Annotated in this window: 17 protein-coding genes; 9 read left to right on the top strand and 8 right to left on the bottom strand. The window is 43.9% G+C overall.

Going from position 1 to position 19,803, the window contains the following annotated elements:
• Window positions 1-61: 61 nt before the first annotated feature.
• The 3 genes from MSG35_RS09675 to MSG35_RS09685 all read right to left on the bottom strand — a co-directional run bounded on the left by MSG35_RS09675 (window position 62) and on the right by MSG35_RS09685 (window position 2,227).
• Window positions 62-589 carry a cytochrome b gene (locus MSG35_RS09675; protein WP_048616656.1) on the bottom strand — a complete coding sequence of 176 codons (528 nt, stop codon included), beginning with the start codon at window positions 587-589 and terminating at the stop codon, window positions 62-64.
• A 108-nt stretch (window positions 590-697) separates the two neighbouring features.
• On the bottom strand, window positions 698-1,216 hold the full coding sequence (locus tag MSG35_RS09680) for a lipocalin family protein (RefSeq protein WP_048609334.1): 519 nt from the start codon (window positions 1,214-1,216) through the stop codon (window positions 698-700).
• 150 nt (window positions 1,217-1,366) lie between these two features.
• Window positions 1,367-2,227: an AraC family transcriptional regulator gene (locus MSG35_RS09685; protein ID WP_248383784.1), complete on the bottom strand. Its 861-nt coding sequence runs from the start codon at window positions 2,225-2,227 to the stop codon at window positions 1,367-1,369.
• A 154-nt stretch (window positions 2,228-2,381) separates the two neighbouring features.
• Between MSG35_RS09685 and MSG35_RS09690 the strand changes: the two genes are divergently transcribed.
• Both MSG35_RS09690 and MSG35_RS09695 read left to right on the top strand, forming a co-directional pair.
• Window positions 2,382-2,558, top strand: a complete 177-nt coding sequence (locus MSG35_RS09690; RefSeq protein WP_197087069.1) for a hypothetical protein — start codon at window positions 2,382-2,384, stop codon at window positions 2,556-2,558.
• Window positions 2,559-2,683: 125 nt separating this feature from the next.
• Window positions 2,684-4,450, top strand: coding sequence for an amidohydrolase (locus MSG35_RS09695; RefSeq protein ID WP_248383785.1), 1,767 nt, complete (start codon window positions 2,684-2,686; stop codon window positions 4,448-4,450).
• A gap of 100 nt (window positions 4,451-4,550) precedes the next feature.
• On the opposite strand, the gene MSG35_RS09700 is transcribed toward MSG35_RS09695, so the two are convergent.
• On the bottom strand, window positions 4,551-5,039 hold the full coding sequence (locus MSG35_RS09700; protein WP_248383786.1) for a hypothetical protein: 489 nt from the start codon (window positions 5,037-5,039) through the stop codon (window positions 4,551-4,553).
• A 262-nt stretch (window positions 5,040-5,301) separates the two neighbouring features.
• On the opposite strand from MSG35_RS09700, the gene MSG35_RS09705 reads away from it, so the two are divergent.
• Window positions 5,302-6,564, top strand: a complete 1,263-nt coding sequence (locus tag MSG35_RS09705; RefSeq protein WP_248383787.1) for an amidohydrolase family protein — start codon at window positions 5,302-5,304, stop codon at window positions 6,562-6,564.
• Between the two features lie 658 nt (window positions 6,565-7,222).
• On the opposite strand, the gene MSG35_RS09710 is transcribed toward MSG35_RS09705, so the two are convergent.
• Genes MSG35_RS09710 through MSG35_RS09720 form a run of 3 tightly spaced genes read right to left on the bottom strand, consistent with a single transcriptional unit; the run spans window position 7,223 to window position 10,579 of the window.
• Complete coding sequence (locus MSG35_RS09710) at window positions 7,223-7,948, bottom strand: DsbA family protein (protein ID WP_248383788.1); 726 nt, start codon at window positions 7,946-7,948, stop codon at window positions 7,223-7,225.
• Between the two features lie 10 nt (window positions 7,949-7,958).
• Window positions 7,959-8,486: a protein disulfide oxidoreductase gene (locus MSG35_RS09715; RefSeq protein ID WP_248383789.1), complete on the bottom strand. Its 528-nt coding sequence runs from the start codon at window positions 8,484-8,486 to the stop codon at window positions 7,959-7,961.
• Window positions 8,483-10,579: a protein-disulfide reductase DsbD domain-containing protein gene (locus MSG35_RS09720; protein WP_048609329.1), complete on the bottom strand. Its 2,097-nt coding sequence runs from the start codon at window positions 10,577-10,579 to the stop codon at window positions 8,483-8,485. The genes MSG35_RS09715 and MSG35_RS09720 overlap by 4 nt, the downstream gene beginning before the upstream one ends.
• 822 nt (window positions 10,580-11,401) lie before the next feature.
• Here MSG35_RS09720 and MSG35_RS09725 point away from each other — a divergent pair.
• The 5 genes from MSG35_RS09725 (at window position 11,402) to MSG35_RS09745 (ending at window position 17,599) form a co-directional block, all read left to right on the top strand.
• Window positions 11,402-12,646 carry an alpha/beta fold hydrolase gene (locus MSG35_RS09725; protein ID WP_248383790.1) on the top strand — a complete coding sequence of 415 codons (1,245 nt, stop codon included), beginning with the start codon at window positions 11,402-11,404 and terminating at the stop codon, window positions 12,644-12,646.
• 186 nt (window positions 12,647-12,832) lie between these two features.
• Window positions 12,833-14,404, top strand: a complete 1,572-nt coding sequence (locus tag MSG35_RS09730) for an amidase (RefSeq protein WP_248383791.1) — start codon at window positions 12,833-12,835, stop codon at window positions 14,402-14,404.
• A gap of 43 nt (window positions 14,405-14,447) precedes the next feature.
• Entirely contained in the window at window positions 14,448-15,446 is a 999-nt protein-coding gene (locus MSG35_RS09735) for a DUF2860 family protein (protein ID WP_248383792.1), read from the top strand.
• Between the two features lie 104 nt (window positions 15,447-15,550).
• Complete coding sequence (locus tag MSG35_RS09740; protein ID WP_108189066.1) at window positions 15,551-16,570, top strand: response regulator transcription factor; 1,020 nt, start codon at window positions 15,551-15,553, stop codon at window positions 16,568-16,570.
• 135 nt (window positions 16,571-16,705) lie between these two features.
• Window positions 16,706-17,599, top strand: a complete 894-nt coding sequence (locus MSG35_RS09745) for a DMT family transporter (protein ID WP_248383793.1) — start codon at window positions 16,706-16,708, stop codon at window positions 17,597-17,599.
• A 112-nt stretch (window positions 17,600-17,711) separates the two neighbouring features.
• Here the strand turns inward: MSG35_RS09745 and MSG35_RS09750 are convergent, their stop codons facing one another.
• On the bottom strand, window positions 17,712-18,596 hold the full coding sequence (locus tag MSG35_RS09750; protein ID WP_248383794.1) for an SMP-30/gluconolactonase/LRE family protein: 885 nt from the start codon (window positions 18,594-18,596) through the stop codon (window positions 17,712-17,714).
• Between the two features lie 99 nt (window positions 18,597-18,695).
• Here MSG35_RS09750 and MSG35_RS09755 point away from each other — a divergent pair, with 99 nt between their 5' ends.
• Window positions 18,696-19,592, top strand: a complete 897-nt coding sequence (locus MSG35_RS09755; protein ID WP_248383795.1) for a LysR family transcriptional regulator — start codon at window positions 18,696-18,698, stop codon at window positions 19,590-19,592.
• Window positions 19,593-19,803 lie beyond the last annotated feature (211 nt).

Raw genomic sequence — 19,803 nt, forward strand, 5'->3', positions numbered from 1 at the left:
ACAAAAAACACTCGGTATATGCCGAGTGTTTTCGTATTAAATCGTTAACTTTAACGTCAGGCTATGAGCGACCAAGCATACGACTTAGCGTGCCATCTTTATCGACAAACTGATGCTTCAATGCGCCTAATACATGCAGAGCAAGTGCCACCATAATCAGGTTCACTGAATTGACATGAACAAAAGAAGCCGCAGACTGTAACCATTCGGTTTTTTCACCAGCAGCGATAAGCTCGAACCCGAACACGTCTAATGCACGCCCACCAGCAACACTCATCACAGCACCAGAAATTGGCATCGCCAACGTCACTAATAATAAGAAGTGGTGAACGCTTTTCGCTGCGATTTCTTGTGCTCTCGTCAATACGGCAACACTTTCAATTGCGCCCTCTTTGAAACGCCATACCAAGCGTGAAAGTGCGACAACTAAAACAATCAAACCCAACGATTTGTGTAGCCCCATCAACTCACCTTTTTCGGGGCCTCGCGGCATACCTTCAAATTGAAGCCCAATCACAAACACGACAAGGAACAAAATACCGGTAAGCCAATGGAAAACAACAGTCTTTTTCGATAACGATTTACTCATAATGACCACTTTATGTCTCTAAACTTGATGCTATTTTCGCCTAATATCATTACGTTTTATAGGGTAAATGCGTAAAGTTAGGTAAAGACAAGTAGAAGCCAGAAATCGTTATTTTGTGTGCTCGACAAAAATCAACTCGTCAGTGTTGAAGCCACGCTCTTTAGACATGCTTTTGAACTTCTCCATAACCTCTGGCGCAACTTCTGGTGTTCTTGAAAGCAGCCACAAGTAATCGGTGTCAGGGCCAGAAACAAACGCGTACTGGTATCCCTCTTTGTCCAATTCAAACACCACATAAGCGCCGTAGAAAGGGCCAAAGAAAGACACTTTCAGATAGCCTTGTTCAGAGCCTTCAACGAAGTACGCTTTTCCTTCCGCTTCGTTCCACTCACCTTCTTCCGCCGAATAACCACGGTTAATCACCTTCACGCCGCCATCATCACGAAGGCTGTATTCAGCGCTGATGTTGTCTAAGCCACGCTCAAACGAGTGATCCAAACGAGCCACTTCGTACCATTTCCCTAGGTATCGTTCCAACTCAAACTGTTGAACAGGCTTTACCGTTTCGGGCATGCCAACACAACCACCCAATAAGATCACGCTAAGCAGCAATAATATTTTTTTCATCCTAACCTCGACTTGTTTTTATTAGTAATGCGAGTAAGTCTCGTGAAAACATAAACTTACATCCTTGGTAATACGTTAAATCCATTTTTATAGTCCACTTAACTGTAATTTATTCAGAATCTTATGTGAATCGTTTAGTCTGCGAATGAATCAATGACGTTTCATTGCTATTCGATATTGAGTCGGCGTCACCTGTTTATAGGATTTAAACTGACGATTGAAGTTGGCTTGGTTGTCGTATCCCACTTTCTCCAAGATCAAATTGACCGGCAATGATGTATTAATCAGTAAGTCGCACGCGACGTTCAATCGGATCTTTTTAAGCCGTTGACTGAAGCTCTCTTTATAGTGCTTTTGAAATAAACGCCTAACACTGCTCTCACTGATGTATAGGTGACTGGCTAAATCGTTAATCGAGATATCTTGAATAAAGTGATTCATTAAGAAGGCTTCGACCTTATCTAGCTTATCGCTGATCTCATCACCTTCATTGTCCTTAAAGATCGGGTTGATCAACTGCACCACCTCTTCGTCATCAAGTAATACCGAAAACAACGAGAATAAGGTGAGTAACTGTTGGTGTGGCGGTTTCTCCATCACCCTGTCTAGCAGCTCAGTCGCCTTCTCTGCCGAGCTGGGAGAGAACTGCAATCCTTTCTTTGAGCCTTCCAGCAGCGCACGCAACGGTTCAAGCTCTCGACAACTGGCTATCAATGGCTCTATCCAGTCTTTACGAAACCAAATCACATGCGTTTCACATACTCGTTGGTCATCCGTGCTGTCGTCTGAATAAATAGCATGAGGCAAATCCGGCCCAACCAAAATCATATGATTATGGAACACATCGCTTTGGTGATGCCCAATAAAACCATGGCCAGTAAAGTGACGATGAATCGCTATTTCATACTCTTCGTGCCGGTGCCAACCATAGCTTTTACTGTTCTCGACAATTTTCTTATAGCGCCAAGACATGCCAACTCGTTGTGGCACTTTTTCCAAGTAACCTTTCATTACAATACTCAATGACCTTTTAATATTGAAAGTATACGTAACAAACCACCCAAATCAGCACATTGACTGAAAAGTATTGAACATTGCGCTGAGGGTACTCTTCTCTTCGTCTCCGATAAATATACTGCAAGTGAACTTAATCAGGAGAGCAACTATGGACACTTTATTATTAAAAATTCGCGATATGATTCTTGCCACACGTCAGCAGTGGATCGGCGAGATCACCTACAACCACAATATTAAAGGTGACCACACCTGGAAATTCTATGGCTATAACTCTTATGACGAATATAAGAAAGATCTGCGTAAGAGCCTAAGACAAGAGTCGTAATGAAAGGCTTATTCAAACCACAATTCATTGATTAATCGCGGTTTTTATTTGTCATTCATGTTGAGTTTCACACTTGCCACTCGCTTTCTATACTTACTAAACAGTGGAACATGGAAGACATAATAATGAATAACAAGCTCACTCTGCCACGCACTGCATGGATAGCATTACTCACAAGCTTAACCGCCGTAACGCCGGTTCTTGCACAAGCCAACACCGTTGTCCAAGCGCAAACATCAGTTCAAACACAAACAGCAGTTCAAGCGCAAACAGCCGTTAAAAGCCAAAGTGCTGATCAGATTTTTACCAATGCTGATATATACGGGCATCGCGAGTCGGACTCGATCGTTACCCACAACGGCAAGATCATCTTCATCGGTAACCAATCACAGGCGCAAACTTTTCAAGGGCAAGGTACTGATGTCATTGATTTAGACAATGCCTTTGTCTTACCGGGATTCATTGACAACCACAATCATGTGTTTGAAGCCGCCTCAGGGCTGGGTGGCAATTGTGAACTCGACTCTGAAGCAACATTAGAAGAGCAAATCCCCTACTTAGAAGCGTGCAAGATCAATGCTGATACCGATGGCAAAGGTTGGCTTATGGGCTATGGTTTTTCTTTGGAAGCGACGCTCGATAGCGACTCTGATTACACGCCACTAGAGATCATCGACAGTATCTTCCCGGATCGCCCAGTGGTGATCATGGAGCAGACTTCGCACTCAATGTGGGTCAATTCAAAAGCACTAAAAATCGCTCGAATCAGCCAACAATCTCCAGACCCACAAGGCGGTGTTTATTTAAAAGACCAAGACAGTGGCAAGCTCAATGGCATCTTATTAGACAATGCTGGCGATCAACTGATGGAGATGGCGTGGAACAGCCAAAGCGAACTGTTTGAGCAAAGCTACCAAGGCTTAATGTTCGGACTTGAGGAAGCGGCAGCCCACGGCATCACCACCATTGGCGACGGTCGCATGTATTGGAAGCGAGGTTGGTATGACGTTTGGCTAGAGGCCGAGCAAAATCAAGACTTAACGGCGCGTGTATCGCTGCGCCCTTGGGTGTATCCATCGATGGCAATACCTTCTCAATTAGAAGTCTTTGAAAAGATGTATTCCGACGATAAAAGCCGTCTGTTACTTGTCGATCAGGTGAAAATGTACAGCGATGGTATCTTCATCAATGGCACCGCCAAAACACTCGCGCCCTACTTAGATACTTATCTGCCCCAGTCTCCTAATGGCTTGAACTATATTCCACCAGAACAAATGAACGAGTGGTTAACTGCGCTCGAGAAAATCGGCTTTAGCGCCCATATTCATGCCATTGGTGATGGAGCGGTTCGTGAATCTCTTGATGCAATAGAAAGCATTCGCAAACAAGGTTCAACCAAACCCTACACCCTAACCCATGTCGAATTAATCAATGATGAAGATGTGCCACGCTTTCGCCAATTAGACGTGACTGCAGATTTCCAAGTCGGCTCTGATTACGTTGTAAGGCACCAACACCAATGGGCTGAAGCTTTCCTAGGAGCTCGCCGTGCTAAAGCCATGATGAACCTCGACGCGATACTCAAGACCGACGCCAATATCACCTTAAGCAGTGACTGGAACGTACACGACATCAACCCTTTGGTCGGCATCGCGAACAGCTTAATCATGGGCAAAACCGGCCTAACTGATATCTATACCGCGATCGACGCTTACACGCTCAATGCAGCCAAAAGTCTTGGAATTGAAGACGTAACAGGTTCTATTGAGGTAGGAAAATCCGCTGACTTCGCCATTCTCAACCGAGACATCACCACAGTGTCAGCAAGACAAATCGCTAAGACTCAAGTGTTGATGACGGTGTTACGCGGGGATGTGGTTTACGAAAAATAGAGCCAACCAGCGCATCGAATTAGTTATCGCAACTCAAACGAAAACGAGCCAGCTTATTCAGCTGGCTCGTCTGTTATTCACATCTGTATTTTATGTTGTGTTACGCGTTGGTCTCTTTAAGCGCTTTCACATTTGAATCTTGTTTATCATCCAGAGCAAAGTAGATCTTCGATACAATCACTTCAGCAACCAGAATCGTAAATACCACAGCGAAGAACGCTACCACGCCGCCCCAAGGGCCAGTGAAGCTCACCTTGTCACCGAACAATAGGTTAATCGCTTCTAACATCACGAATTTTGAGCCCACCAAGATAATGTAAGTGGTGATTGCTCGGAACACCTTAGGCGCGGTGCCCGGCTTGCTTTTGAAGTGCTCGGCAATCTTGTGCTCTAAACCAATAGAGAGCTTCAACAACAACTGCAACAACAACGCCGCAATCAAAGATATAGTGAAAGACTCAATGTTGACGAAGTCCCAGTACTCATCGAAGAAGTTAAGTACTACTAAGTCCACCAGCACGGCTAACGTGTAACCTACGAATAGACGTTGTGGTGTGTTGAACCCGTAAACTTTGTCTGATTTAGTCATTCTGTCTCTCTCTAATTTGATAAGTAGCCTTGATTTGAAATACATCTTAGCGTTCGAATCGAAGCAAAACTTACCATTTCATGACACCGCCAACATTCATTCCTCAAATTAATAATTCGATAGAAATCCCCCTTCCCTCTCTTATAGCAATAGCAAAAACACGCCCAATTCATCACTGTCACCAAATGGCCATTCTTCAAATGCTGCGCCCCATATGATGACCCCATCAGCGACACACACTCATTTCCAAAAGGTGCAGACTATGAAAAAGCTAATCACTAACGCGAACGTATTTAACGGTGTTGATAACAACTTAATCGAGAACGTATCAATCCTCATCGAAGATAACTTGATCACTCAGATTGGTGAGATTGACCCAACGATTGCCGATGAAACGATTGATGCTCAAGGTGGCACAGTCATGCCAGGCCTGATTGATGCACACGTTCATATCACTTTATCTGCACCTTTCAATGTGATTGATACCATGACACGCGAAGAAGTGGCGATTCGCTCAGCGAAGATTTCGGAAGAGATGCTGATGCGCGGCTTTACTACCATTCGTGATGTAGCGGGTAACACACTTGGCCTTAAAAACAGTATCGACAACGGCTATGCCACTGGCCCACGTATTCTGCCTTCAATGGCAGCTATCTCACAAACCTGTGGTCACTCCGATTACCGTCAAAACCAAGCACAAGAGCGTTTAGCAAACGGCCATGAAGACTCACCAATGATGAAGCAAGGCTCAATGAAAGTGGCCGATGGGCGTTCAGAAGTATTGAAAGCGGTGCGTGAACAGCTATTTATGGGCGCGTCACAAATCAAGATCATGGCTGGTGGTGGCGCATCTTCAACCTTCGACCCGCTAGACACATTGCAATTTACATCAGACGAGATGAAAGCCGCAGTTGAGGCCGCTTCAGATTACGGCACTTATGTCGCTGCGCACATCCACACCTCTGATGCGATGCGCCGAGCAGCTGAAGCGGGCGTGATGTCTTTCGAACACGCGACCATCATGGACGACGACATTGCCGAGATCATTAAAGAGAAAGGCATTTGGGTGATTCCTTCTTACTTTACCTCTTCATTGATTGCAGAGCGTAAGATCCCGCTGCCGAATGAGGAGACATACCGCAAAACAGAACGCGTAGGCAAAGCCATGTTCAAGTCAGCAGAACTGATTAAGAAATACGACATTCAGAACATTGCTTTTGGTACTGACTGTGTGGGTGAAACCAACGTTCATGCGACACAATTGAATGAACTTGGTGCGATTGAGCAAGTATTCGATACCATCACCGCACTTCGCATGGCGACATCAAACTGTGGTCGCTTGTTCGAAATGTCGACTTACCAACACCCATACCAAGAAGGCAAGTTAGGTCAGATCGTTGAAGGTGCTTATGCCGACCTATTGATCATCGATGGCAACCCACTGGAAAGTGTTGCGTGTGTGGCGAACACAGAGACACAAAAACTGATCATGAAAGACGGTAAGGTGTACAAAAACACGCTTTAACCTCGAAAAGCGCTCGTCCCTTAACCGCAAAACAACACATCTAAAGCAAATAACCGAGATGACTAACTTGGTTGTTTGCTTTTTTTTGGATCGCCTAAAGCTGATCTCACCTTCCATTGAAAATCTTAGATATCCAATTCACTCAATAAAAAATATAAATTCACTGCCATGCTACGAGTTATTTTCCATTCGATGAATTAATTTACATTTACGTATTAAAAACCATATGAAAATTAAAAATAGAATATCAAACTGTAAAAATTCAGTATAAAAACCCTCTGATTATTTCTAAAAAAACACAGAGAAAATGGAATTATTTCAGCATAGATAGCTCTAACTAAATGTTAAGTGATAATTTATCTGGAGGTGCTATTTTAATATAACTGTGTCAACCCCACGCCCTTAAATTGCACATAAGACAATTTAGAAAAGTAAATACTATTAATCATTTTTTTGTAATCAGGAATTAACAATGAGACTGTTGTTGTACTCGACATGTGGTGTTCTCAGTTTTCTAGGCATATTTGGACTAGCTGCGTTATACATTGTTTATTAATTTGCAAACTACTTCTGCAAATTAATAAACAAATAAGAAAAAGCCCTAATCAATAGGGCTTTTATCCATCAGAAATAATAATTAAGTTATCGTAAATTTATTCTATTTACTTTTCTCTTCTAGCTTAGCCTTTACTATTGGATATAGTTTTTCGTATGGCAAGTAACCGGGGAGCAATGTTCCATCAATTAACATCGCTGGTGTACCTCGAACACCCAACCTCGTAAACAAGTTATAGTTTTCAGCAACTTCAATCGCTATTTCGCTGTCTGAAGAAGCGTAATCGGTGGCTTTGTTCTTCTTCGCTACTTTCATTATCGAACGAACGTTGTGAATGCCAGGCTTACTGATCAACATCTCTTCAACTGCTTTGTATTTTTCTTTGTCATTGTTCCAAACATTGAGTCCAAAGGTTGCTGAGTTCAGTGGTGAATCTCTCTCCTTTAGAGGGATATAAATATTTATCACCTTGATGTCATTAGGAAACTCATCCACTATTTTCCGAAGAACAGGATCTAACTTTTTACACCACGGGCAACTAAAATCAGTCATGTTTACGATCGTCAGCTTTGGATGTTCGGAACCATACCAAGGGTGGTGTGGGTTGTTATAAATAAAGTCATGGCTCTCAGCCAACGTTTTATCGAAACTACTTTGTTGATCTATGTAAGCAGCCAGACTGTCATGAACCGAATCGATAATACCTTCATTCGTTTCTAACATTTGCGTTATCTCGGCAATCTTTTCTTGTTTTGTCATTGCGTAAGTGACAGGAGAGAAAGCCAGTGTAACTAATAGTGTGATGATGCTTTTTGTTATGAATTTCATATTTTTCCCATTAATACTTAGCTAACCAAAGTCGGGCTGCGATACCTATTGGCGTAGTAATTCCTGAAGTAACACTTGTTACTTTTCCATCATTAATAACAATGAGTGTTGGCGTTAAGGAGATTCCCCAATCGCGTGCAATTTTACCTTGAGTGTCATTAATGTTGTCGTAGCTATACCCTTTAGCATTCATATAGCGTTGAACTCTTTCATCCTTACCCGAAGTCAGTGATACACCAACGACGGGATAGCTTGATGAAAACCAATCAACCACTGGCGTCACAAATTTGCAGGCCACGCACCATGTCGTCCAAAAATAAACTAATACCGGCTCTTTCTTACTCATTTCAATTACATCTATCGGTTTACCGGATAACGACATTCCGACCATCGGCGGAACGTTCTGCATTGGAACGTCTTTTGTACGCCAATAATCAACACCAAAGACCACGACCGCCGCGAACAAGGTATACAGTAATGCCGATCTCAACTTCTGCTTTTTAGTCTGAGGTTTTGCCTTAGATTTTGTTCTAATCATTCGTCATCACCTCTTGCCTTCTCAATGGCTTCCATCACCGCATCACTGGTTAAGATGACAGGAAGCTCAATACCTTCTGGAGCATTAGGGCCATAAACCATATTGAACGGAACACCGAACCGGTTGTGATCTTGTAGGTATGACGTGACGCTATCACTCGGTACAGTCCAATCCCCCTCCATCGGCACTACATCACCTTCAGTCAATGCGCTGTAAACAGGATCTTGTAAAAGAACACCTATCTTGTTTGCTTTACAAGTCACACACCAATCAGCAGTGACATCAACAAAAACCACTTGGCCATTAGCAACATGTTCATCAATGACTTCAGTAGACAACGCTTCCCACTCAGGTTCTGGTGGCAGCATTTTAGATGTTGCTTTCTCGACAAATAACGAGGCAGAGATAACACTCAACAGCAGCAAGGCAACAGCACCCGCAGTCTTGATTCCATGCACTTGAACCAACCTGACAAGTAATAGGCAAACACTGACTGCCAATATTGCGTATAACCACAATTGAGGGACATGAGGTCGAAGCAAGCTAAAGAGCCAAACGCTAGTGATTAGCATCATTCCGCCGAACAGGTATTTAACACGGTTCATCCATGCCCCGGGTTTAGGCAACGCCAAAGCTATCGATGGGAATGCAGCAACGATAATCCATGGAAGCGCCATACCAACGGCAAGAGCTGTGAAAATACCAAACATCGTCGGGATAGTAGTGGCGAGAGCAAAGGCGACGGCTGTTCCAAGAAATGGAGCAGAGCATGGCGTAGCCAATAGCGTTGCGAACATACCTTGAGTAAAGTGTCCGACGTAGCTACTGTCGCCCTTGGTTGCCATCCATGTATTTGCATTCGATGAAAGACGGATTTCGAAAAGCCCTAACATATTGGCGCTGAACAGAGCGGTGACGATAAACATCCCACCGATAAACCAACCGTTTTGGAACTGAATTCCCCAACCGATAACGCTGCCTGAAACTTTTAACACAGCCAAGAAAGTGGCTATTAACCAGAAGGATGCGAGGATGCCACTTGCAGATGCAAGGAATTGGAACCTAACTTGTTTTCTTGCCATTCCTTGAGCAGAAATAACCCCACTCAGTTTCATTCCAAGCACAGGGAATACACAGGGCATGATATTGAGAATCAACCCACCTAATAGCGCTAAAAGCACCATACTTATCATAGAGCTGTTGCCCACAATGCCATTGGTAACAGTGGTTGGATATTCTGTGATGAAGTCTTTGTCTTTGATGCTTACACGGATGTGCTGGTTGTTAAGATCGGGTGTGCCCATCCAGCTACTTACATCGTAAGTCGCAATGACTTGGTTACCTTCAATTTCAATGTGAGGAATACCAAAGTCAGCATCTTGCATTTCATCTGAATCACCATCCACGATTACATCGGGTGCAGTCCAGCCAATTTGATGTGTAGCAATAACTTGAAGTTGCGACTTGCGAGCATCCCAAATCGTAGATGTACCTTCTACAAGCGGTGAATCTTTCGGCACTTCACTCATTGCTTTGGCGTAGACAAGCATCGCGTCGTTATCCACGGTCATCTCACTTGGGTTAAACACCAAGTTGATATCAAAATCCGTGAGAATACATATGGTGGTGCATGAAGACATCGTCAGCACAGCATTAAGCTCAACAGGTTTGTTCATATCATCAATATGAAGATTCATCGGGAAGATGATGTTGTGCTTGTAACCTAGCGTATCTATGCCGAGCAAATTGAAGCGTTGGGGAAACTTCCAAAACCATTGCAGTTGCGAAACGTTCTTAGAGTTGGCCCATTTGATTTTGGGCGCAATGCCTCCTTCACCAGGACTTCTCCAGTAAGTTTTCCATTCATCAGAAAGGTTCACTTCCAGATAACCCGCCGCGGTTTTATCTTCTTTATTAATTTGTCCTGTCATGACAAAACGCGTTTCTACATACGGATGTAACTTGTCTTGCATCCAACCCGTTGTAACAGGAGTCATCGATTCGCTCGCACTTGCGTTCACAGTGAATGTTGAACACAGTGCAACGAATAGCCAAAGCACAACAAAGTGCAATGACATTTTGCTTTTAGGCATGTCTAATTTTTCCTTAAAAAATGAATAATATGAGTGTTAGTTAAACGCTCTTATTCTCATTCTTTAAAGACACAGACCTTGAGATGGATGCGCCTACCCTTGTGAAGGATTGGCTCAGTGAATGGAGGGAAATACGGGACAGTACTTAGCAGCCACAATACGACTACAACGAGTATGAAGTACGTGAATATAGCTTGATCATTGACTTGGTGGTGATCAAAATTTATCAGGTGTTCTGATAACTCACATTTGTGGACGGATTGGTCGTCTTGAGATTGAGATGCACCGCCACCATCATCAATCTTGTTTACCTGCAGGACATTAGAAATCGCAGAATCACTGTTTTCATAGTTTACTTTGCAACCTTGGATAAAACTCATATTACTGGCGAGACAGAAACAGATAACCCAACCCACTAATAATAGTGCGCTACGAGTTAGCTGGTGTGTGTTTCGACTTGAGATCATATCTAAACTGCAGATGTCTTGTGATGGTAAACGTAGCAATACGACTTAACTAAAATGATAAAGTTCAATTTTTTTCGCATGGCCGATAATTTCCATGAATCAAAGCGGTTGAGAATGGCAAAAATCGTATACCAACAATCAGTATCGAAAAGACAATCTCTATAGCACATCGGCATCAGCCATAGCGCTGTCGAGCTGCATGGAATAAATAAACTCGAATCAAAACAGGACATGATCAAGAGCACGTATGACCTAACTCTCTGTTTTCTTGCTAGTATTAAATTCATGCTGTTTGTTTATGTATAAGATTTGTTGATTGAAGGACGAAGCTTGTTGATATGGGGATGAGATTGGAATGAAACGATTACTGACTGCACGCTTACTCAGTACAGTGCTGTTACTCAGTTCAGTGCTATCAGGGTGCAGTAACTTTAGAAACCTATCTAATGAGATACAAGCTATCGACTCCATAACCAATCAGTACACCATCACCTTAAGTCAACCGGCCTCCGGCTCTGCCGTGGTGATTGAACAAATCAAAGACATCAATAAAAGCGAAGTGGATGGCTACGATGGCATTATAGACAGCGACAGTATTCACTTACATGTATCAAATAACATCCATTACCTACTCGTCTTTGAAGATAAGAATCAAGACCTAAACCTACAAGCTGATGAAGCATTCAGTGTGGTTAACCTGCGCGATCACCAAGACAAATCGACAATCGAAGTATCACTTGCCATTAATGAGAGTGATGCCCCAAGAGCGTTTGTTGATCGTTCATTGTCCTCACTATTGAAAATAGAGTTAGACCTCGTCGATATAGGCACCGTGGTGGATTTAACAGATCCCCCTTTTGAAAAAGGGAATGCAAAACTCGGTATGTGGCAGCCGCTGACCTTCTTACTTGAAGATAATGCAGGGCTCTATTTTCTATCTGAATATGACCCAAATAAAATCCCAATCCTATTCGTACATGGAATCAATTCAACGGCTTTAGATTTCGCCCCTCTCATTGAAAAAGTGGACCAATCTAAATACCAAATATGGGTATTTAACTACCCTTCAGGCCTGTCTCTGTCTTTGAATTCGAAAGGCTTAAATAACCTATTCCATACAGTTGTGACTGAATATAAGATCCAACAGTTGCATGTTGTTGCCCACAGTATGGGTGGCTTGATCGTGACTAACAGTATTCGTCAGTGTCGCATTGGGCAGTTATGTGATTTTATTAGCAGCGTAACCACCATATCTTCGCCGTTTGGTGGTGTCGAGTCAGCTAAGCAAGGGGTGGAATACTCTCCCGTGGTAATGCCTGCTTGGGTTGACTTAAACCCAGACGGCCAATTTATTAGCGACTTATTTGTTGAAAACAATCAAATCCACATTCCCCACTTTTTAGCCTTTGGTTATAACTCGGGTGATCTGTTTAATACCAACAGTAACGATGGCGTCATCAATTTATCAAGCCAGTTATCACGCCCCGCTCAATTGAACGCCGACCAAATTCGTGGTTACAACGAAAACCATCTCAGTATTTTAGATAATGAAGATCTGTTTGAAGACCTGTCGAGCTTTTGGCTAGCAGCAGAGCAATAATCCCTCCCTATACATAACCCGAAAAACCAGTTGGCGTGAATGGTATGAACATTGGCGGTATTTGCACTGCAAGCCAACACACCAATCTTTATTCTAATCCCATAAACCAGCACACGGAGTGACGCTAAGCCTAGCGATCTAGGTTTCGAAACAAGGATAGTGACTTTCTAACTTGGGATAGAAACGATGACTATCAATGAATTAAAACGCAGAGATTTTTTCAAAGTTATGGGGAAAGGTGCAGTTTCTGCTGCGGCTATCTCTCTGCCTACCTTAGCCAATGCAACGCCAACTTCGCCAACCAATTTGCCTTCAGATCACCAAACCGTTGACTCGCCACTGGATGCGACCGAGATGGCAAATCTGATAAGAGACAAAAAAGCCTCGCCAAAAGAATTCGTACAAGAAGCCATCTATAAAATTCGCCAAACAAACGATCAGGTTAATGCGGTGGTTGCTGAGTGCTTTGACTTAGCGCTAGAGCGAGCAAACTCATTTAACCCGAACTCACCCTTTGCCGGCGTGCCTTTCTTGGTAAAAGACTGCGTTGATGTTGTTGGGCTTGAATGCACCCTGGGTTCGAAGCTAAACCAAGGCAGAAAACCCAACGCGACCTCTTGGTTTATTCGTGCGACTCAAAATGCAGGGCTGAACACCATTGGCATGACGAACATCCCTGAGATGATGACACTAGGCTGCACCCAGAACTCCCTTTATGGAGCGACGCGCAACCCATGGGATCTAAGCCGAGGTGTTCACTCATCGACTGGCGGTGGCGCAGCAGCGATTGCAGCTGGCTATGTACCCTTAGTGCACTCTACTGATGGTGGCGGTTCTTCTCGTATGCCTGCTTCGGCGACTGGAATCTTTGGTTTTAAGCCAAGTCGAGAATCTTTGATCTCAGGGCTAACTGACGGCTCAACAAACGAAGGTTTTACCCATCAATCGTTTATGTCGAGAACCGTTCGTGACGCTGCTTTGGCAGTTTCAGTCACAGAGCATCATACAAAAAATAACTTTGAGACGCCTTTTCCTCGAACCCCAATAGGAATGGTTAATGCTTCTCTTAACCGTCAGATAAAGATTGGCGTCACCCTCAAAGATATCCACGGCAGGCTTCCTGATGAAGATACGCTCGCAGCCATTCGTTCTACGGTCTCTTTGCTCGAAAGCCTTGGGCATATCGTTATCGAAGTTGAACAACCAATCCAAAATGGCGATGTGTTCATGCGTAACTACATGGGCGTATTTGGCAACAAGATGGCAAGCTTTGCTGAGCAATTCGACCGCTTAGGGATGCCGCTAGAATCGATGCCAGACAAAGTGAGCGACAACGTCGTCTATTTAGCTCGTACGATGCAAGCACGCTTAAAAGCCACTCCTAGCTTGTATATCGACTCTCAAGAGCGATGCCGAAACTTCGCAACCAGTCATAACCGAGAGTTCTTTAAAAACATCGATATATGGCTCACCCCTTGTGCAAACCATGTTCCTTTGGACATCGAATATTTCGACCAGAAAGCGCACTCCGGCAAAGAGATATGGGCACGTTCAGAGAAATTAATGTCCTACACGCCAATCGAAAACGTGGCAGGCAATCCGGCGATGTCGGTTCCCTTGTATTGGAACAAACAGAACCTTCCTGTTGGTAGCCACTTTTCCGCAGCGAGAGGCAACGACCGCCTGTTATTTGAATTGGCCTATCAACTAGAACACGCCAAGCCTTGGGCAAACATAAAAGCCCCGATTGCGCTTTAACAAGCGATTCAATTTAGAAAATCATTTAAGTACGAGTCTATTGATGAAACATATTATTTTCCTATTCTTGGCAAGTCTGACGCTTGCGCCACACTCATTCGCAGCTCTAGCTCCAAGTGAAGGCTTCAGTGGCAACATGACCTTCCTAACTGGCTTCACCGCAAACTCAAGCAATCTCAATGTTGGTCAAAGCAATCATCAATCTCAAGCCGATTTAATGTCGTCGGGTAACACGGAAGCCGAGGGAATGGTCGCTGTTTTGGGTTCGGTGCAATACACCTTTGGCGCTTTGAATCACAAACAGTTTTTCTTAGGCACCTCAAGAGACGACATCATCACTGGTACGCTGGCATTTGAAATTGGATATAGACAGCAAGTGGAAAGCGGCATGGTGGTCGATTTTTCTATCTTGCCGACTCTGATATCTGGCGAAGTGTGGGATGACCCTTATGCTATTGACTCAAATAGGAAAGAAACCGACCTCACTGGCACTGTGGTTCGAATGCAGCTTTCAAGAATAATGGGCTCGAACTTTAATCTCGATGTCGCTTCTGGTGAGTCAGACGTTAAAAAAGAAAACACCGGTCTAAAGGGGCTTGGGTTAACCGAAGAAGAACGCGCACTGATGATTCGAGAACGAAAGTACTTTTATCTCAAGTCTGGTTATCAGTACTTCTTGAAAGATGGGTCAGGCATTCTCACACCTTCAATGAATATTTTCTCTTCAGACTCCGAGGGTGATGCACTGTCGTTCTTGAGCCTTGGTGCGGAAATCAACCTAGCGAAAAGATACGGAAAACATGGTCTTGCTTTAACACTCAATGCAGCAAAACGCAGCTATGATAAAGAGAACCCGATCTTTAATAAGACACGTGAAGACAAAGACTTTGGCGCCTTCGTTGCCTATGAATATGCCAATATCTTTGATGCTAAAAACTGGTCTTTGGTGTCACTACTCGGCGCCAAGACAACGAATTCAAACATTGAGTATTACCAATCATCGCAATATGTGGTTTCAGTCGGTGTTGATTACAAATTCTAAGGTTGAACTGAGATTTTCATTGCTTGTAACCCGCAAACAAATCCTTTAATTTGGATATATTACCGAGAAGAACACTCTTCAATCGCCAGCAATAACAGGGAGTTATGGTGGAAAGTTTTAGTACTCAATTGCCCATTTTTTGGTTTAAAACTTTAGATTCTGCTATTCAGGCTAGAATTGGAGACAGCAGCGATATCTGGTCGGGAGCAGAGGTCTACAAACAACTTTGCTCCGCCGAATCGATCTCGGCTTATCAGCTTCAAACCGCCATCACCAATATCTACCAACGCTTTGATCATGAACTGATCGACCTATTTGATGAATCTGCTCGCTACTTCGATGAGCTTGAAATGGGCGCGCCGGTAATGGCCATGCTCACCGCGCCAGATCTCGCCAGCTTTTGCCAACTGCTGAGTCGATACTCTATTCATATACATCCGCTACTGAAAATATTCAGTCGTGAAACAGAGAGTGGTGAAGTCGAACTTTGGGGCGTCACACCCGAGTACATTGACGAAACCACACTGATGACACACATCAGCTTGGGACTCTATTTCAGTATTATGATCAAGCTCGTTCGCAGATACCTTAATGCACCGAATCAAAAGCTCGCCATTCACATTCATAAGAACACTATCGGTGATGAGTTCTTGAGCATCTATGAGCGTGTCTTTAATGTTGAAATGAAGGAAGGCTTCCCCGCCCGATACATGCTGTTTCCTAACGATCTTGTTCAAGCAAAACCTCGCCAATTCCAAGCCGACTTTCATGCAGAGTTAGTACGAATCGCCGATCAACAGATGGAAAAAACATTAAAAACCAACCTAATCTACAAAGTGAATGAGACGTTCAAAGTGCTCGCGGTGAAAGACACCAACCTAGATAGCGTGGCGAATAATCTTCACATCAGCCCTCGAACCCTGAATCGTAAACTTAAACAACAAGGTGTGAGCTTTCGTCGTTTGTTCGATAAATACCGACTTGAGCTGAGCATGACGCTACTGAATCAAAACGACGGCAACATTACCTATGTGGCTCACGAACTTGGCTTCTCAGACTCGAGCGCATTCAGTCGAGCATTCAAAAATTGGACTGGGCACTCTCCTACTGAACTCAGATCATAACAGCAGACCTCGCAACCTATATAAGTAAGCATCGAACGACATTGTTCTTACTTGGTTTTTGTTCTTACATATTTTCGATTCTCATGTATTATGTGCGCTCACAATTGTATGACAAATATGTAGTGCTGTTTCTGTATGACCAAAGCCACCAACCACGCGATTTTGCTCTTAGTATTCGCAAACCTGCTCGCCTCCTTTTCAGACGTTTCACTCAAAGTACTGAATGGTGAAGTGCCCACGTTCCAATATGTGTTTATCCGCCAACTATTGAGCGTGATGTTGCTGCTTCCTTTTTGGCTAAAGCTACCCAAAGAGACACGCATGCAAGGTGGTTGTCGCATCAACTTCTTGCGGGCTCAATTCATCCTAGTAGGTAGTGGCTGCGCAATGATTGCTATCACACACCTAACGTTGGCGACCGCAAATGCGATGTTCTATGTTGGGCCCATTCTTATGCTCCCGCTTTCTATTGTTTTACTGAAAGAGAAGCCGACATCATCAAAAGTGGTGGCGACATTGATTGGCTTCGTGGGTGTGCTAATCGTGTTGCGTCCAGAGCAATTTCACTGGGCCGCTATTGCAGGCTTAGGCAGTGCGCTCGCGATGGGTGTCGGCAATATTTTGATCAAGCGTCTTCACGCAGAACAACACATTATCTCGACACTATTTTGGACCAGTGTGATGACTCTACCGCTGGCGTTGGCTCTTGCTCTGCCTGCATGGGCGGCGATTGAATGGCGTCATGTTGGGTGGATTATGGCAATCAACCTATTCGTTCTTGGGTATCATGCCCTTGTGGTGGTGGCTTATAAAAAAGCGCCAGCAAACCAAATTGCTCTCGCGGAATACTCGGGGTTGGTGTTCGTTACCTTATTTGGCGTGATGTGGTTTGACGAGATTCCAGACATGCTGACCCTTGTCGGCATCAGCCTGATCGTGATTCCTATGATGCCAATAAAATGGAAGAAGTACTTCAGTAGGCCAAATCAAACGGCCCTTGATATAGAAGCCAGTCAGCCTAAGCCTTAATCGTCGACAGCATCATTAAAGCACATTGAGCTAACCCACTTTCGACTTATTCAAACTAGAAAAGAGACCGGTATTTCTACCCGTCCCTTTTTGTTTTCGTTTATGTTAAGCGTTACTTAAGCTTGAACACCAACACTTTGTTGTATGCCGTTACCATCAGTAAATCTTGCTGTTTCCCGCCAATTTCTAGGTTGCTGATATGGCCCGCGTCGATAGCAATGAAGTCTATCTGCTTACCGTCTTTATCGAACACCCCCACGCCACCGTGTGCTGCAACAAATAGATTGTTATCGGCATCAACAGCGACGCCATCAACCATAGGTTCAGAGCCAGACTCCGCCTTCACCTGGGCAAACTGCGTCTTATTGCTGAGTGACTGTCCATCAACATCAAATCGGTATACCCAACCATCAGATGTGTCGGCAACGTATAACGAAGATTCATCAGAAGAAAAAGCGATGCCGTTTGGTAGCTTGAACTCTCCAGTGATCAACTTTAGATCACCATCTAAATAACGATAAACGCCATTAACCGGTTGCTCTGGTTCTGCCTTTGCTGGGCCGTAACCTTGGATACCAAACGGAGGATCGGTAAACCACACACTGCCATCACTGTTAACAGTTAAATCGTTCGGACTATTGAGCAGCTTGCCGTTATACGTTGCAGCGACAATCACTTTCTCTCCGTTGCCATCACGGTACGACAGCTTTCTATCATGACGAGCAGCCCACAGGTTGCCTTTCGCATCGATATCGAGACCATTAGCATAGCCAGAATTGTCATCAAACACGCTCAACTTGCCGTTAAGATCGTAAGAATAGGTTGTGTTATTTGGGATATCGCTAAACAAGAAACGTTGATGTTCCACATCCCATGTTGGGCCTTCAACAAAGCCGAATGAGTCTCCAACCAATGTTGGGTTGCTTTCTACAACAGAGGCAGCTGAAACATTCATAGAGGCAGCCATTGCAGCGGTAATAAGTAGTAATTTGTTCATTGTTCTTCTCCTTTCTGTTTACGTTTTGAATCTTAGTTTCTTGAAGGAGTGAGAAAAACAGTACAAAATGACTTCACTGTTTACTAAATGGTGTTAATGATGAATTTGATTTATATGCAGACCTTCTTGACTGTCGCCGAAGAGCAAAGCTTCACCAAGGCCGCTGAAGTATTGGATGTATCAAAAGGTTTGGTGTCTCGGCATGTACAACGACTCGAAGAAACATTGAATTCTAAGCTGTTTCACAGAACGACTCGTTCTATCAGCCTCACGGAAGTGGGTGAAGAGTTGTATGCGAAAGCGAAGCAAATTCAACTATTAGCAACCGAAGCGGAAATGCGTGTCTTAGACATGACGCAGGAAGTGGCAGGCGATTTGAAAATTACCGCCCCGATAGAGTTTGGGCGTGCGCTTTGTCGTCATATCATCCCTACTTTCAAGCAAGAGTACCCAAAAGTGGATTTGATTCTCGACTTTGGGCCGATGAAAAAGAAGATAGAGTCTGGCGACTTTGACATTGCTTTTAGAGCCTACGATGAACTGCCTAATGATGTGATTGCCAACGATCTCGGGCACATCCGCAATGTTCTCGTTTGCAGTGCGGATTACGCATCGACTAACCCACTAGCCACCACCAAAGACATCCATAAATGCAGCTTCATTCTTAACAGTCAAAATGAACGTTGGAATCAGTTGGAGTTGGTCAATGGCGAGCAAACCTACCATGTTGAAGTAACCGGAAGCGTTAGCTCGAATACCTACAGTTCAATTTTAGAGTTAGCGATGCAAGGGATAGGTGTCGCCAGCTTGCCGTTCTATCAAGTTGAAGAGCAGCTCAAACAAGGTGAGCTTATTCACGTGTTCCCAGAATGGTCGATAAAAGCCCAAAAGCTAAGCCTTATCTATGCTCAAAGAAGGGTAACACCGCAGAAGTTGGTCACTTTTAACCGAGCGGTAAAAGAGTGGTTGGAATCGAATAACGCTTATACGTTGTGAGTTTTAGAACTCTAAATCTTTCAATTTGAATGCATGTACGTTCCATTCATATCAGGCGCAATCACAATACTTTTCAATAGTTGATAGGCTGCCGTGTTTTCGTAGATTTTGAAACACCCTCCCCCTCAAGTTGAGTTCATCAACCACTGCAGACTGACGAACGAGGGGGAGAACCTTCTTTGACGCTGAACGTGTAAATGCACATGCCGCT

Source organism: Vibrio sp. 1CM23M, assembly GCF_023161755.1.
GTDB classification, from domain to species: Bacteria; Pseudomonadota; Gammaproteobacteria; order Enterobacterales; family Vibrionaceae; genus Vibrio; species Vibrio coralliirubri.

Coding starts and splice junctions, on each gene's coding strand:
- MSG35_RS09675 (WP_048616656.1), bottom strand. CDS start 589: ATGAGTAAATCGTTATCGAAAAAGACTGTTGTTTTCCATTGGCTTACC.
- MSG35_RS09680 (WP_048609334.1), bottom strand. CDS start 1,216: ATGAAAAAAATATTATTGCTGCTTAGCGTGATCTTATTGGGTGGTTGT.
- MSG35_RS09685 (WP_248383784.1), bottom strand. CDS start 2,227: ATGAAAGGTTACTTGGAAAAAGTGCCACAACGAGTTGGCATGTCTTGG.
- MSG35_RS09690 (WP_197087069.1), top strand. CDS start 2,382: ATGGACACTTTATTATTAAAAATTCGCGATATGATTCTTGCCACACGT.
- MSG35_RS09695 (WP_248383785.1), top strand. CDS start 2,684: ATGAATAACAAGCTCACTCTGCCACGCACTGCATGGATAGCATTACTC.
- MSG35_RS09700 (WP_248383786.1), bottom strand. CDS start 5,039: ATGACTAAATCAGACAAAGTTTACGGGTTCAACACACCACAACGTCTA.
- MSG35_RS09705 (WP_248383787.1), top strand. CDS start 5,302: ATGAAAAAGCTAATCACTAACGCGAACGTATTTAACGGTGTTGATAAC.
- MSG35_RS09710 (WP_248383788.1), bottom strand. CDS start 7,948: ATGAAATTCATAACAAAAAGCATCATCACACTATTAGTTACACTGGCT.
- MSG35_RS09715 (WP_248383789.1), bottom strand. CDS start 8,486: ATGATTAGAACAAAATCTAAGGCAAAACCTCAGACTAAAAAGCAGAAG.
- MSG35_RS09720 (WP_048609329.1), bottom strand. CDS start 10,579: ATGCCTAAAAGCAAAATGTCATTGCACTTTGTTGTGCTTTGGCTATTC.
- MSG35_RS09725 (WP_248383790.1), top strand. CDS start 11,402: ATGAAACGATTACTGACTGCACGCTTACTCAGTACAGTGCTGTTACTC.
- MSG35_RS09730 (WP_248383791.1), top strand. CDS start 12,833: ATGACTATCAATGAATTAAAACGCAGAGATTTTTTCAAAGTTATGGGG.
- MSG35_RS09735 (WP_248383792.1), top strand. CDS start 14,448: ATGAAACATATTATTTTCCTATTCTTGGCAAGTCTGACGCTTGCGCCA.
- MSG35_RS09740 (WP_108189066.1), top strand. CDS start 15,551: ATGGTGGAAAGTTTTAGTACTCAATTGCCCATTTTTTGGTTTAAAACT.
- MSG35_RS09745 (WP_248383793.1), top strand. CDS start 16,706: ATGACCAAAGCCACCAACCACGCGATTTTGCTCTTAGTATTCGCAAAC.
- MSG35_RS09750 (WP_248383794.1), bottom strand. CDS start 18,596: ATGAACAAATTACTACTTATTACCGCTGCAATGGCTGCCTCTATGAAT.
- MSG35_RS09755 (WP_248383795.1), top strand. CDS start 18,696: ATGAATTTGATTTATATGCAGACCTTCTTGACTGTCGCCGAAGAGCAA.